The sequence below is a fragment of the Carboxydocella sporoproducens DSM 16521 genome, from assembly GCF_900167165.1.
Taxonomy (GTDB): Bacteria; Bacillota.
The window spans coordinates 1-13,576 of sequence record NZ_FUXM01000023.1; the positions used below are offsets into that span (position 1 = coordinate 1).

At 49.5% G+C, this 13,576-nt stretch carries 13 protein-coding genes and 1 other RNA gene; 8 read left to right on the forward strand and 6 right to left on the reverse strand.

Translation table 11 applies throughout. The annotated features are described in order from the left end of the window. Window positions 1–409 precede the first annotated feature (409 nt). The 4 genes from smpB to B5D20_RS14010 all read left to right on the forward strand — a co-directional run bounded on the left by smpB (window position 410) and on the right by B5D20_RS14010 (window position 3,076). Window positions 410–880, forward strand: a complete 471-nt coding sequence (smpB, locus tag B5D20_RS08865; protein ID WP_078665881.1) for an SsrA-binding protein SmpB — start codon at window positions 410–412, stop codon at window positions 878–880. Continuing rightward, window positions 881–1,231: a transfer-messenger RNA gene (gene ssrA / locus B5D20_RS08870) on the forward strand. 634 nt (window positions 1,232–1,865) lie between these two features. Next, window positions 1,866–2,063, forward strand: a complete 198-nt coding sequence (locus B5D20_RS08875) for a DUF2281 domain-containing protein (protein WP_078665919.1) — start codon at window positions 1,866–1,868, stop codon at window positions 2,061–2,063. Between the two features lie 371 nt (window positions 2,064–2,434). Further along, window positions 2,435–3,076, forward strand: coding sequence for a DUF2680 domain-containing protein (locus B5D20_RS14010; protein ID WP_200803489.1), 642 nt, complete (start codon window positions 2,435–2,437; stop codon window positions 3,074–3,076). Window positions 3,077–3,171: 95 nt separating this feature from the next. Here the strand turns inward: B5D20_RS14010 and hypD are convergent, their stop codons facing one another. The 4 genes from hypD to B5D20_RS08905 all read right to left on the reverse strand — a co-directional run bounded on the left by hypD (window position 3,172) and on the right by B5D20_RS08905 (window position 8,421). Next, window positions 3,172–5,532 (reverse strand): trans-4-hydroxy-L-proline dehydratase, encoded by a 2,361-nt coding sequence (hypD, locus tag B5D20_RS08890; RefSeq protein WP_078665882.1) that lies wholly within the window; start codon window positions 5,530–5,532, stop codon window positions 3,172–3,174. Between the two features lie 4 nt (window positions 5,533–5,536). Next, on the reverse strand, window positions 5,537–6,418 hold the full coding sequence (locus B5D20_RS08895) for a glycyl-radical enzyme activating protein (protein WP_078665883.1): 882 nt from the start codon (window positions 6,416–6,418) through the stop codon (window positions 5,537–5,539). Window positions 6,419–6,528: 110 nt separating this feature from the next. Beyond that, window positions 6,529–7,935, reverse strand: coding sequence for a sigma-54 interaction domain-containing protein (locus B5D20_RS08900; protein WP_078665884.1), 1,407 nt, complete (start codon window positions 7,933–7,935; stop codon window positions 6,529–6,531). Between the two features lie 156 nt (window positions 7,936–8,091). Beyond that, a complete protein-coding gene (locus B5D20_RS08905) occupies window positions 8,092–8,421 on the reverse strand; it encodes a hypothetical protein (protein ID WP_078665885.1) in 330 nt (109 codons plus the stop codon). 181 nt (window positions 8,422–8,602) lie between these two features. Here B5D20_RS08905 and B5D20_RS08910 point away from each other — a divergent pair, with 181 nt between their 5' ends. Continuing rightward, window positions 8,603–9,721 carry a DUF362 domain-containing protein gene (locus B5D20_RS08910; protein ID WP_078665886.1) on the forward strand — a complete coding sequence of 373 codons (1,119 nt, stop codon included), beginning with the start codon at window positions 8,603–8,605 and terminating at the stop codon, window positions 9,719–9,721. A 150-nt stretch (window positions 9,722–9,871) separates the two neighbouring features. Here the strand turns inward: B5D20_RS08910 and B5D20_RS08915 are convergent, their stop codons facing one another. Further along, window positions 9,872–10,474 (reverse strand): class I SAM-dependent methyltransferase, encoded by a 603-nt coding sequence (locus B5D20_RS08915; protein WP_078665887.1) that lies wholly within the window; start codon window positions 10,472–10,474, stop codon window positions 9,872–9,874. Window positions 10,475–10,692: 218 nt separating this feature from the next. Here B5D20_RS08915 and groES point away from each other — a divergent pair, with 218 nt between their 5' ends. Further along, on the forward strand, window positions 10,693–10,977 hold the full coding sequence (gene groES, locus B5D20_RS08920; RefSeq protein ID WP_078665888.1) for a co-chaperone GroES: 285 nt from the start codon (window positions 10,693–10,695) through the stop codon (window positions 10,975–10,977). A gap of 16 nt (window positions 10,978–10,993) precedes the next feature. Next, window positions 10,994–12,610, forward strand: coding sequence for a chaperonin GroEL (gene groL / locus B5D20_RS08925; protein ID WP_078665889.1), 1,617 nt, complete (start codon window positions 10,994–10,996; stop codon window positions 12,608–12,610). 35 nt (window positions 12,611–12,645) lie between these two features. Here the strand turns inward: groL and B5D20_RS08930 are convergent, their stop codons facing one another. Then, complete coding sequence (locus tag B5D20_RS08930; RefSeq protein WP_078665890.1) at window positions 12,646–12,978, reverse strand: hypothetical protein; 333 nt, start codon at window positions 12,976–12,978, stop codon at window positions 12,646–12,648. 86 nt (window positions 12,979–13,064) lie between these two features. Here B5D20_RS08930 and cotE point away from each other — a divergent pair, with 86 nt between their 5' ends. Continuing rightward, complete coding sequence (gene cotE / locus B5D20_RS08935; protein ID WP_159071804.1) at window positions 13,065–13,535, forward strand: outer spore coat protein CotE; 471 nt, start codon at window positions 13,065–13,067, stop codon at window positions 13,533–13,535. The last annotated feature ends 41 nt before the right edge of the window (window positions 13,536–13,576 follow it).

Sequence of the window (13,576 nt, forward strand, 5' to 3'; positions counted from 1 at the left end):
CCAAAATGAAGCTGCGGTGCGGACTGGCCCTATGTGTTATGCTAGCAATGGCGATAGGGCGAATTCGGGAAAATCAGGCAGAGAAGATGCGGAGCCTGGTAGCTTAAAAAGGAGAAGAAAAGCATCTCTAATATGGGCAAAAAGTTACAGGCCGGATGATTAAGAAGTCATTTTAGGGCTAGTGGGATTAGTGCGCCCTTTTTTAGGATTTAAAAAAAGAGAGATACCATTATCCTTGCTAAAGAACTGAATGATAATGTTTAAAAAAAATTATTTATAATATTTTTAGCAATTTTCATTCTGAAAAAGGGTACATCGCAAAAAGCATTAATATTTTATCTATTGACAATCGCAAGTTGTCTATTATAAAATATACTGTACCCTGTAAATCAGGTTGGAGGGACCCGCAATGGCAGACAAGCAACAGGAAAAGGTAGTGGCAGAAAACCGTCAGGCCCGCTTTGAATACGAAATCCTGGAGGTCTATGAGGCCGGTCTGGAGCTCAAAGGCACAGAAGTCAAAAGCCTGCGAGCTGGCAAGGCCAACCTCAGGGACAGCTTTTGCCTGATAAAAAATGGTGAAGCCTGGGTCCACAACCTGCATATCTCTCCGTATGAACAGGGTAACCGTTTCAATCATGATCCGACCCGGGTGCGTAAATTGCTCCTGCACAAGCATGAAATCATGAAACTGTTTGGGGCTATTTCCCAGAAGGGGCTGACTATCGTCCCCCTGAAAATCTATTTTACCCGGGGGAAAGCGAAAATGGCCATTGCCCTGGCCCGCGGCAAAAAGCTGTGGGACAAACGCCAGGACATGGCCGAGCGGGATGCCAAACGGGAAATTGAACGGGCTTTCCGCGACCGGCAACGTCAATAAGGGGGCGTACTGGTTTCGACGGGGGCTGAATGAGCGTCAGTAGCGAGCCGGGGTTCCATCTGCCCGTCAAGACGGTGGGAAAACAACGAATGCCAACGAAAATTACGCTTTAGCTGCTTAATTTCAGCTAACCTCCAACCCTCTGGGCTCCGGGTGAGGGCTTGGGGGTCACATTGACGGAGCTGGCCTGGCCCCAATTCTCGGAGGGGTGAGGCGAGATTAATCGAGATAGCTGCGGAAAAGCCTGTCGGTGGGCGTTTCGGCAGCGAAAGGTAAAACACCTGACTGCGCTCGGAGAAGCTGGCGTGGGTTCGCCTTCGGACAGGGGTTCGACTCCCCTCGCCTCCACCATAGAAAACCCTAACAGTAAGTTTTACGTCTAAGCCGTTATCCTTAGAGTGTAAAACTACTACTGAATCAACATATTCCTGTAATACCTGCTTTTTATCTTCATCGTTATCGGAGAAAAGCAGGTATTTTTTATTTTCCAGTACTTAATAATTATTGCCTCATCAAAATGATGGTGGATAGCAAGATGGGCGCAGCAGCATAAAACAGCGGGTACGCGGTTCGTTATTGCTCATCCAAACCCTTACGGGTTTCACATACCCGCAAACCGTTATATGAAAGACTATGCCTTTTAAATATCAATCGTCAGGAAATATTTAAAGAGGATAAAAGAAAAAATTTGAGATAATTTTAGCAAAGTATTATATGAGCATAATATCAATATTCTGCGTTTGAGAGAAGTGTTTTTTTCAGTTAAAAATTCCCCCTTTAGTTTAAAAAAAGATATTAATATTTATACTTTTCTTGAACCCATCGTTTGGTTTCTTTTAATCTTTTTCTAACAGCCTGTGAAGGTATTCTTCATAACTTAATTCGACTAATGCTGCCTCTTCTTCAAAATATTCTTTATTTCAGTTGTTTTTTAGTTGTGTAGGATGATGATTAAATGTGGTATAATAATTCTGAGGTGAGATTTATGAATACAGCTAAGAGTATTTTATTAAAATTAATTGATGAAATTCCAGGAAGTCAAATACGAGAAGTTATTGATTTTATTTTATTTTTAAAAAATAAGCAGGATAATCAGGTATTCAAGGATTTATTGTCTGCCAGTGAGAGCAGTATAGATTTTTGGAACAATGATATTGATGATGAGGTATGGAACAATGTATAGGCAGGGCGATATCTTATTAATTCCTATTCCTTTTAGTGATTTGACTTCCAACAAAAAACGCCCTGTCCTTGTTTTATCTAAATGATAATTATAATAGCAGAACAGAAGATATAGTGGTTGCGGCTATTACTTCGAACCTGGTGGCAAAAGATTATATTAATCGAGCTTGATGTATATCACCTTGGATACCTTCTTAGGATTAGCGATTGTGACTTTTCCTTGTACAGCCTAATCCTGAGAGAGGTATCTTCTTTTTTAAAATCTTTAGTCTTTTAAATTATTCATATTTCTGCCATAATTCGGCCCTAGTTTTGTCACAACTTGGGGATATACTAAAGACAAGAGGAAGATATGAAGGGAGTTGAATTAAAATGATGATGGGAAATTGGTTTGGTGGCTGGGGATATAGTCCTTTTGATGGAGGAGGATGGTGGACGATGGGAATTGGCATGCTGTTTAATATCCTGTTCTGGGGTGCCCTGATTTACCTGGCTATCAGGTTTTTGAACAAAGGCGATTTTGAAGGATTTACTGGTAAAAGGGGGGAACCGCCGGAAGAAATTCTACACAAGCGCTATGCCCGGGGCGAAATCACCCGGGAACAATACCAGCAAATGCTGGGAGACTTAAAAAATAGGAGGATGATGGACATGAAAAAGAAATGGTTAGCTCTGGTAGCAGCAGTACTTCTGGTAGCCTTTGCGGTCCCGGCCTTCGCGGCTATTACTGATGCCCAGAAGAAGGAAATCCTGGATCTGCAAAAACAAATGATCGAGCTGCGCAAGAAGATGATCGACAAATATGTGGAAGCCGGGCAACTGACACCTGAACAGGGTAAACTGATGAAGGACCGCATGGACCAGATGGAAAAATACCGGGAACAAAATGGGATTCTGCCCGGACCTGGCATGATGCAAGGTGGCGGTTGTGGGGGATTTGGTTTTGGTGCTAATGGCGGTTTCGGCGGTCCCATGATGGGGGGCGGCTGGGGCGCTCAAACTCAGGGGTTGTAAAAAGGAAAAGGGGGCTATGATAGCCCCTTCAGGCTGTCGACAAAGTCTCGGCAGCCTATTTTAGCTTTATTATCACATTTTGTGGGATATTGCGATTATAGTACTTGATGTTCAGTCCTCTGGATAATCTCATTCTGCAAAGCTTCACTGAGGTCACAAAAATAGTCACTATAACCGGCCACCCGCACAATCAGATCCCGGTAGCGTTCCGGCTGGCGCTGCGCTTCTCGCAACGTGGCGGCACTGACCACATTAAACTGAATGTGATGCCCTTTGAGACGGAAATAGGCGCGAATCAGGGCCATCAGCTTATGAATACCTTCTTCTGTTTGCAACAGGCCAGGGGTGAATTTCTGGTTCAAGAGAGTACCACCGGTGCGAAGATGGTCCATTTTGGCGGCAGACTTGATCACAGCCGTGGGGCCAAAGCGGTCAGCCCCCTGCACAGGTGAAATCCCCTCGGATTGGGGTTCCCCTGCCCGCCGTCCATCGGGGGTAGCGCCGGTGACTGCCCCGAAGTAGACATGACAGGTAGTGGGCAGGAGATTGATGTGATAGGTTGCCCCCCGGACCGATTTACGTCCTTCGATAGCCTGGTAGTAGGCTTCAAATACTTCCTGCATTATAGAATCAGCAAAATCATCATCATTGCCGTATTTGGGAGTTTTGTTCTGCAAGAGCTGGCGCAAATCCTCCTGCCCCCGGAAATTTTGGCGGAGGGCGGTGAGCAATTGTTCCATCGTAATGGTACCATCGAGAAAAACATGTTTTTTAATAGCTGCCAGGCTGTCGGTAAGGGTAGCTATGCCTACTCCCTGGATATAGTTAGTATTATAGCGGGCTCCCCCGGCATTATAGTCTCTGGCATTGGCGATGCAATCATCTATTATAATGGACAGAAAGGGAGCGGGCATGTATTCACCATAGAGTTTTTCGATGATCTGATTTCCTCGCAGTTTAATTTCCAGGAAATGCTGGAGCTGTTGTTTATAAGCCTGGAACAGTTCCTCATAACTGGTAAAGTTAGCAGGGTCGCCGGTTTTCGGCCCCAGCTGCTTGCCGGTGCGAGGATCGAGGCCGTTGTTGAGGGTGATTTCCAGTACCTTAACCAGGTTAAAGTAGCCCGTAAGCCAGTAGGCTTCTTTACCGAAAGCCCCGGCTTCCACACAGCCGCTGGTACCACCGCAGCGGGCATCTACCAGAGATTTGCCCTGGCGTATCAGCTCAGCGACGACGGCATCGGCATTAAAGACCGAGGGCTGGCCCCAGCCTTTGGCGATGATCTGACAGGCCCGTTTCAGGAAGTCATCGGGGTTTTTCTGGCTGAGCTGGATATTGGAGCTGGGCTGCAGCAGGCGCATTTCATCGATGACATCCAGGATAAGGTAGGTAACCTCATTGACTCCATCTTCGCCCTCAGCAGTCAAGCCGCCGCAATTGATATTGGCAAAATCGGTGTAGGTGGCACTTTCCTGCAAGGTAATACCTACTTTAGGGGGAGCAGGCTGGTTATTGAATTTGACCCAGAAGCATTGCAGCAGTTCCTTGGCTCGTTCCGGAGTCAGGGTGCCTGCTGCTATTTCTTTTTGATAAAAAGGATAGAGATGCTGGTCCAGTCGCCCGGGATTAAAGGCATCCCAGATATTGAGTTCGGTGATGACACCGAGATGGACAAACCAGTAAGCCTGCAGGGCTTCCCAGAAGGTGGAGGGAGCTTGAGCCGGGACTTTGCGGCAGATGGCAGCGATTTGTTCCAGCTCCTGGCGGCGCCGGGGGTTGGGTTCACTGGTTGCCAGCTGCAGGGCTTTTTCTGCATGGCGTTCGGCGTAGCGGATAATAGCGCGGGCGCAAATGGCCATTGCCCTCAGTTCCTCCTGTTTCCGATAGGCTTCGGGGTCATGGAGGTAATCAATCTGTTGTAATTGCTGTTCAATCTCCCGCAGAAAATCAAGAAAGCCCTTGCGGAAGACTTTGTCATCCCCGGCGGTATGGCCGGGAGCCCGTTGCTCCATGAATTCCGTAAATATCCCGGCTTGATAGCAATCAAGCCATTCCTGGCTCATCCGGGCAAAAATGCGGTCCCGCATGGAGCGGCCCTGCCAGTAGGGGATGATTTTTTCCGCTTGAATACGTTTTTCTTTGTCACTGACCCGGAAGAAGATTTTTTCCCGGCTGTCAATGATGGTGAAATCCTCCAGAGTATGACAGCAGAGCTCGGGGTAGGTGGGGGTGGCTTTGGGGGCCGGGCCCCGTTCGCCCACAATTAGTTCATCTTCGCCAATGTAGATGGTTTTGCGCTCCATCAGGGCCTGAAAAACCAGAGCCCGCAGGACCGGGATGGAAACCTTGCCGGAGTATTGCTGGTAAACCTCGGTTACGATTTCGGCCCGTTCAGTAGAAAGGGTAGGGATGGCTTCCAGGCTTCTCTGTCTTAATCTGGCTACACGCTCATTCATCTCTTCAACCTCCGATCTTGATTTTTTGACAGTAGGGGGCCAGCAAGGCGGCGATTTCCTCCAGCTGAGCGGCTGTGGGCTCAGGGGTATCTGCCAGGGGGTAGTCCTGCTGCAGGCGACGGTATTTGTCCCGGGCCAGGGCATGGTAGGGCAGCAGATTGATTTGTTCCACCTCGCCCAGCTCTCGCAAAAAGACAATCAAGGCAGACAGGTGTTCCTCATCATCATTGATGTCAGGGATGATGGGCAAACGCAGAAAAAAACGCTTTTTCAGCCTGGTCAGCAACTGCAAGTTGTTCAAAATGAGGCGATTGGATACCCCTGTATAAAGAAGATGCTTCTCCTCGGCCATCAGTTTCAGATCATAAAGAAAGAGATCTGTAAAAGGGGCGATGGTTTCGAGGATGGCAGGATGGGCATAACCGCTGGTATCCACAGCGGTTGGCAGGCCCTGTTCCTGACAGGCCTGCAGCAAAGCCAGAAGAAAAGCGGGCTGGGCCAGGGGTTCACCACCGGAAAAAGTCACACCACCCCCGGATTCTTCGTAAAAGACCCGGTCCTGGGTTACTACCTGCAGCACTTCAGCCACTGTCACCCTGCGTCCCACCAGTTCCCGGGCCAGAGCCGGGCAGGCAGCAGCACACTGGCCGCAATGCCGGCAGCGGGACGGGTTGTTCAGGGCCTGCTGGTAACAGGCGGACTGACAGCGGCCACAGCCGATACAGCGCTGGGGAAAAAGCAGCAATCTGGGCTGAAAGCTCTGGCTTTCCGGGTTATGACACCACTGACAGTGCAGGGGGCATCCCTGCAAAAAAACAGTGGTTCTGATTCCTGGTCCATCCTGGATGGAAAATTTCTGGATATTGAAGATCATACCGGTTTTCATTTCATCACCTCGATATCGGGATTATAAGCAAGAATGATGCCGCCTTCAAAACGGGCAAGAAAACAAGCCACTGTACCATTTTTGGTACGGTGGCTGTCAAATTTATGGGACTATGTCTCATTTTTGGGATGGAGCCCATATTTTTTTAATTTGTTATGCAGGGTCTGTTTGGGGATACCCAGCAAGCGGGCAGCCTGAGTTAGCTGATTGCCCGCCTGTTGCAGGGCAGTTTGCAGCAGGCGAGTTTCCAGGTCTTGCAGGGCTTGTTTCAGGGGCAATAGCGGCTGGGCAGGTTGGGGAAGCGGAGCCGGGTCCAGCAGACCGGGGTGTTCCCGGGGTAAATCAGCCTGAGTGAGCAGGGGACCATCAGCCAGGTTGACTGCACTTTCAATGACATGCTCCAGCTCCCGTACATTACCGGGCCAGTTATGGCGGTAAAACAGTTCCAGCACCTCCGGGGCAAGGCCCTGGATATCCTTTTTCAGCTGTTGCCGGTACTTATGGATAAAGTGTTCAGCCAGCAGTGGTATATCTTCCTTGCGTTCCCGCAGGGGCGGCAAATGAAAGAAAATCACATTCAGGCGGTAGTAGAGATCCTGGCGCAGCCGCTTTTCCTGCAATAGTTTGAGGGGATGTTCATTGCTGGCGGCAATCACCCGCACATTTACTGTTCGGGTCATAGTGTCACCAATACGGCGAATAACCCCATCCTGCAGCACCCGTAAGAGTTTGGCCTGCAGATCCCTGTCCAGGGAATTGATTTCATCCAGAAAGAGGGTACCGCCATCAGCCAGCTCAAACAGGCCGGGTCGGTCTTTGGCCCCGGTGAAACTGCCGGCAGCAGTGCCGAAGAGCAGGGATTCCAGCAGGGTAGGGGGCAGGGCAGCACAGTTCTGGGCAATAAAGGCGTGCTGGCGCCGTTCCGGGCAGGCATTATGGATGGCCTGAACCAGCAGTTCCTTGCCAGTACCTGTTTCGCCATAGATGAGGATAGGGGAGGGACTGGCGGCTACCTTGCGGGCCCGGTGCAGAATATCCTGCAATACCGGGTTATGGGTAAGAATATCGGCAAAGGTATAACGGGTTCCATTCCCCCGGGCTTTGCCAGGATTTTTGCGGCCAGCCAGTTCTTTTTGCAGGGCCAGGATTTTTTCGGACAGCTGTACTACCTGGGTCAGGTCCTTGAAGATTTCCACTGCTCCCACCAGCTGACCGTCTTCGAACATGGGGATGGTGGAGGTGACAGTGGCCACCTGTTTACCCTGATAGTTGGTATAGTGCTGGACATGATTGAGCAGCGGCTGACGCTGCCGTAAAACATAGTAGAAGGTGCTGGTTTCTTCCGTCAAACCGGGAAAGACCTCCAGGATATTTTTGCCGATGGCGGCTGCCGGGTCGATGCCAGCAATATTGGTGGCCGGCTCGTTATAGAAGATGATATTGGCCTGAGTGTCGGTAACAATGATGCCTTCATCCAGATTGGACAGGATTATATCCAATAGATGTTTGTAATCCACTTTGGTTGCCCCCTTGTTGCTGGCGATATACGTGAAGAATTCTCCACAGCCGGGGGAAGTCCTTTTTTTAACACATCTTTTCTGGACGCCAGAAATACCAGGAAACCTGTAACACAAAACCAAACCACCTCGCCGGACAGGCAAGGTGGTTTAGCTTTAGTCCTGGATTATCCGTATAGCCCCTGCTTCTTTCATCAAGGCCCGCACTTTGTCTCCTTCCCCTTTGGGAATCTCCACTGCTATCAGGATGCCGGCCTCTTCCTCCAGGCCATTAATTGAGCCGGCAAAGCTGCTCAAATCCGCCAGCCGCTCAGTTTCTGTTTGTACCCAGATTACATCCTGCACTGCCTTTTCCGGTGGCAGAGGCAGGGGTTTTTCCCCGATATTGCTGACGATCAGGTCCTGACGGTCCAGGCCGATCTGGTGCAAAGAATCAATGAGGGCACTGGCTTGCTGCTGGTCAGGCATTACTGCGATTATGCGCATAGTCTCACCTCCGCCTTTATTATGCCCGCTTGTGATAGCTTTAACCCGGATTGTTAACTTCACATAATTATGCTACAATGATTTTGATAAACAATGATTAAGGGGCTGATTACTTATGCCTGAGATTCGACCAATTAAGGACTTAAGAAACACAAATGAAATTTAACAGGAGGAAATAAACTTGCGAATAGCAGCTGCTGCGGTTAACAGCTATGAATATAAAGAAGTGGAAAAGGGAATAGAAGAGGTATTGGCCTGCTTCGGAGGGATCGAGGCTCTGATCCGGTCAGGGGAGAGGGTGCTCATCAAACCCAATATGCTGGAAGGACTGCCTCCGGAGCGAGCAGTAACCACCCATCCGGAAGTAGTAAGAGCGGTAATTCGTCAGGTAAAGAGGGCCGGCGGCATACCTTTAGTCGGAGATAGTCCTGGAATTGGCAGTGGCATGAAGGCGGCGGAAAAAAACGGCATAGCCGGGGTATGCCGGGAAGAAGGAGCGGAATTGCTGGCATTTGCCGAATCAGCGGAGTATTCCTTTCCTGAGGGAAAAGTAATCCGCAAGTTCCATTTGACCGGTGAACTGCAACAGGTGGATAAAGTTATCTCTCTGGCCAAAATGAAGACCCATTCCTTTATGGGCATCACCGGGGCCGTCAAGAATTTGTTTGGCTGCATAGTGGGTCCAGGCAAAGCTCAGTTTCACCTGCGCCTGAAGCGACGGGACGATTTTGCTGCTATGCTGGTTGACCTGGCCCTGCTGGTTAAGCCGGTTTTTTTCCTGGTAGACGGAATTGTTGGGATGGAAGGCAATGGCCCCCGTAATGGTTCGCCTATTCAAGCGGGAGTGATTTTGGGCGGCACTAATGGCTTTGCTGTTGACCTGGTCATGGGTCAGATGATGGGTTTCAACAGTGAGGAATTGCCGGTATCACGGCTGGCTCTGGCCCGGGGGCTGGTACCGGGGTTGAAGAGGATTGAAGTGGTAGGCAGTGGCCGGGAGTTACGCTGGGATTTTCAGCCCCCCTATAACCTGGAGTCTCTGGATGGGCGGGTCCCGCCTTTTCTGGTCCGCTTTTTCCAGAATCAGTTTACCTATCGGCCGGTTATGAATGAAAAGTGTACCGGTTGCAGCCGTTGTGCTCAGCATTGTCCACCGCAAGCCATAAAGATCGAAAATGGGAAAGCGATGGTAGACTATGAGCAATGTATTCGCTGCTATTGTTGCCAGGAACTCTGTCCCTTTGATGCTGTTATTCTGGAACAGGGATTATTGCTCAAACTGTTCGGTCGGAAAAAGTAACCAGATGCCAGTGGCAGGCATATACTAAGACAAGAAGCTTAATCAGAGCAGAAGGGATTATTGGGTCAGCTACAGCTAGCGGTATTTATGGCCTGGCTAAAGCGGCTATTAAAGAACAAACAACCCCGTGAGTACCAGGGCTCACGGGGTTTATTTTATGATCTGCACACGCTTTTGTTTACGCAGCACCAGGCGCCAGTAGATGCCTTCCCAGCCGGTGAGGGAGTGGTCATTAACAATTTGTTTGGACATTAACTCAAAAGGGCTGCGCGCTACCAGTTGTTCTACTTCTGCTTCGGTAAGGCAGCAAAGCTCGGGCAGGCCACAGCCGGGGATATCGGTCCAGAGGGCGGTAAAAACGGCAATTCCACCGGGTTTAAGCACTCTCCAGGCCTCATCTAATACCTGCTGCCGGTTTTCCTCGATGCTTTCTGTAAAAACATGAAGGAGCCCAAAGCTGTAAATGGCATCAAAGGAGAATTCCCGAAAGGGCAGATTAAGGGCATCAGCCACCAGGCACTCGAACTCTGCTTTTAAAGCCAGCCTACCGATAGCTTCAGCATCAATGTCTACAGCTACCACTTGCAGGCCTTGTTCAAAAAAATACAAGCTATCCCGCCCATTGCCACACCCCAGGTCCAGAACTGGGCCTTTGGTAGCATGGAAAAGGGGAAGAACCCAGCGGGCAGTCTGGCTGGGTGGAGTATTTTGCGCTTTTTCACTGGCAAGCAGAGTATGAAAATCAAAGGCCATGGGCTGGTTGCCTCCTGTAATTAGACATATCCTTATACAATTTACCAGTTTTATGCTAGATAATCAACAGGAAATTTCACGAAAAAACAAAATATGTGTCTGTATTTTATGCAGGGCAAAAAACTTGCATTTTTGCCTAAAATCAGGTATTATAAGGAATGTGTTAGCACTCTATTTAATTGAGTGCTAATAGTACATAAAGAGGAGGTTTCTCAGTGATGATTAAGCCGCTTGGAGACAGAATTGTCATTAAGCCCTTGGCATCGGAAGAAGTAACTGCCAGTGGGATTGTGTTACCCGATACAGCCAAGGAAAAGCCCCAGGAAGGGGAAGTAGTAGCTGTCGGCAATGGCCGTCTGCTGGAAAATGGTGAGCGGATAGCCCCGGAAGTCAAAGTAGGTGACCGGGTGGTCTACTCCAAATATGCCGGTACTGAAGTGAAATATGAAGGCGAGGAATATCTCATCCTGAATGAACGGGATATCCTGGCTGTAATCGAATAATAAGGGGGTTTAGCAAGTGGCGAAGCAGATTATTTTCGGTGAAGAAGCCCGTCGGGCTCTGGAACGGGGGGTAAATACCCTGGCTGAAGCTGTGCGGGTAACTCTGGGCCCCAAAGGCCGCAATGTGGTTCTGGAGAAAAAGTTCGGTTCCCCGCTGATTACCAATGACGGGGTTTCCATCGCCCGGGAAATCGAACTGCCCGATCCCTTTGAAAACATGGGTGCCCAGCTGGTCAAGGAAGTAGCGACCAAAACCAATGATGTAGCCGGTGATGGTACCACTACTGCGACTGTGCTGGCCCAGGCCATTATCCGCGAAGGTTTGAAGAACGTAGCTGCTGGTGCCAATCCCATGATCCTGAAAAAGGGGATTGAGAAGGCTGTAGCCGTTGCTGTTGAGGAAATCAAGAAAATGGCCCGTCCGGTGGAAAGTAAAGAAGCTATCGCCCAGGTTGCTTCCATTTCCGCTGCTGATCCGGAAATCGGCAACCTGATCGCTGAAGCCATGGAAAAAGTGGGTAAGGACGGGGTAATCACCGTTGAGGAATCCAAAGGTATCGGTACCACCCTGGATGTTGTGGAAGGGATGAATTTTGACAGGGGTTATATCTCCCCCTATATGGTAACTGATGCCGAGCGCATGGAAGCGGTGCTGAATGATCCCTTTATTCTGATCACTGATAAGAAAATCAGCTCCATTCAGGAAATTCTACCTGTTCTGGAGCAAGTAGTGAAAACCGGTAAGCCTTTGTTGATCATCGCTGAAGATGTGGAAGGGGAAGCCCTGGCTACCCTGGTGGTTAACAAACTGCGGGGCACCTTTAACTGTGTGGCTGTCAAGGCTCCTGGTTTCGGCGACCGCCGCAAGGCTATGTTGGAAGATATCGCTATTTTGACCGGTGGCCAGGTTATCTCCGAAGAACTGGGCCGCAAGCTGGATGCAGCTAACCTGTCCATGCTGGGTCGGGCCCGTCAGGTCAAGGTAACCAAGGAAGAAACCGTGATTGTGGATGGGGCTGGCTCTGCTGAAGAAATTCAGAAGCGGGTGGCCCAGATCCGCAAACAGTGGGAAGATGCCACTTCCGAATATGACAGGGAAAAACTACAGGAACGGCTGGCCAAACTGGCCGGTGGGGTAGCGGTAATCCAGGTGGGGGCTGCTACTGAAACTGAAATGAAGGAAAAGAAACTGCGCATTGAAGATGCTCTCAATGCTACCCGGGCTGCTGTGGAAGAAGGAATCGTCGCCGGTGGCGGTACCGCTCTGGTGGATGTAATTCCGGCTCTGGCTGCCATTGAGGCTGAAGGCGATGAAGCTACCGGTGTGGCTATCGTCCGCAAGGCCCTGGAAGAGCCTCTGCGTCAGATTGCCAATAACGCCGGTCTGGAAGGCTCCGTAATAGTTGAAAAAGTCAAGAGCATTGATCCTGGTATTGGCTTCAATGCTTTGACCGGTGAATATGTAGATATGATCAGTGCCGGTATCGTGGACCCGGCCAAAGTTACCCGTTCTGCTCTGCAGAATGCTGCTTCCATCGCTGCTATGTTGCTCACCACTGAGTGCCTGGTAGCCGATGAGCCCAAAAAAGAAGAACCGGCCATGCCCGGTGGCGGCATGCCTCCCATGATGTAAGCCAAAAGAAGGCAGGGATAATTCCTGCCTTCTTTTTATGTGTCATCGTCAAGAAAGTTTTTGGCGAACTCAGCCTGGTCCAGCAAAACCAGGGTCTGATATTCATTGACCAGCAGTTTAAGCAATTTTAAAAGCTTATCAATAATTTCTCCCGTTTTCACTGTACGCTCTACAGCTTCATCGATTTCGCTGCGATGGGAGAAGGCGTTGGCGCTGAGCTGATTGGCGGCACTGGCCATAGATGAATAGGCGGAGGCAAGGGTACCGAGAAAGCTGATGGTTTCCGAGAGCCGCTGTTTGACATACTGTAGAGCAGTTTCGGTTTCCGGGGGAAGCAGATTGCGAAATTGCTGCTCTTCCTGGCTCATGCCGCCATTCCTCCTTTCACCCTCATTTTATGCATGGATGGGAAGAAAAAGAAATATATCTTATAGTAATGGAAGGAGGGATTGGTGTGGAATGTAGCAGATGGGAAGGTCAACTGCGGGAGGTGATGGTGCAGGCAGTCTGTGCCCGCGGTGAGAAAAATCATATCCTGGAGTTTCAGCTCAAGCCCCTGCATCCAGCCAGCAAAGTCCTGGGCTGCTGGGCGGCAGATCATAACTTTTCCGGTTCTATAATTGGCGATACTGTGATTATAAATGGTGATCTGGAGCTGACCGTCTGGTATGCCTATGAGCAAAACCAGAAAACGGAGCTGCTGAGGGAGAGGCTCAACTATCTCTGTGAGATCGAACTGGAGAACCTTACTGGTCGGCTGGAACAGGGGGAAGAATTGCATTTAACTGAGGAAAAAGAACCCCAGGTCAGCTCTTATTATCTGGAGGAAGAAGAGATCAAGGGTGCGGTGGAGATAGGTTTTACCGCTGAAATCATGGGATTGACCAAATTGCGGGTATTAGCTTATCCTGCCGAAGAAGATTAAGAAAAAAGAAGGAAAAAGAAAAAAACTGTCGAAAATACAAT

What these genes read in the sequence shown, in the direction of transcription:
- B5D20_RS14010 (WP_200803489.1), top strand. Translation starts at nt 2,435, where the DNA reads ATGATGATGGGAAATTGGTTTGGTGGCTGGGGATATAGTCCTTTTGAT.
- B5D20_RS08895 (WP_078665883.1), bottom strand. Translation starts at nt 6,418, where the DNA reads ATGAAAACCGGTATGATCTTCAATATCCAGAAATTTTCCATCCAGGAT.
- smpB (WP_078665881.1), top strand. Translation starts at nt 410, where the DNA reads ATGGCAGACAAGCAACAGGAAAAGGTAGTGGCAGAAAACCGTCAGGCC.
- B5D20_RS08915 (WP_078665887.1), bottom strand. Translation starts at nt 10,474, where the DNA reads ATGGCCTTTGATTTTCATACTCTGCTTGCCAGTGAAAAAGCGCAAAAT.
- groES (WP_078665888.1), top strand. Translation starts at nt 10,693, where the DNA reads ATGATTAAGCCGCTTGGAGACAGAATTGTCATTAAGCCCTTGGCATCG.
- B5D20_RS08875 (WP_078665919.1), top strand. Translation starts at nt 1,866, where the DNA reads ATGAATACAGCTAAGAGTATTTTATTAAAATTAATTGATGAAATTCCA.
- B5D20_RS08905 (WP_078665885.1), bottom strand. Translation starts at nt 8,421, where the DNA reads ATGCGCATAATCGCAGTAATGCCTGACCAGCAGCAAGCCAGTGCCCTC.
- hypD (WP_078665882.1), bottom strand. Translation starts at nt 5,532, where the DNA reads ATGAATGAGCGTGTAGCCAGATTAAGACAGAGAAGCCTGGAAGCCATC.
- B5D20_RS08930 (WP_078665890.1), bottom strand. Translation starts at nt 12,978, where the DNA reads ATGAGCCAGGAAGAGCAGCAATTTCGCAATCTGCTTCCCCCGGAAACC.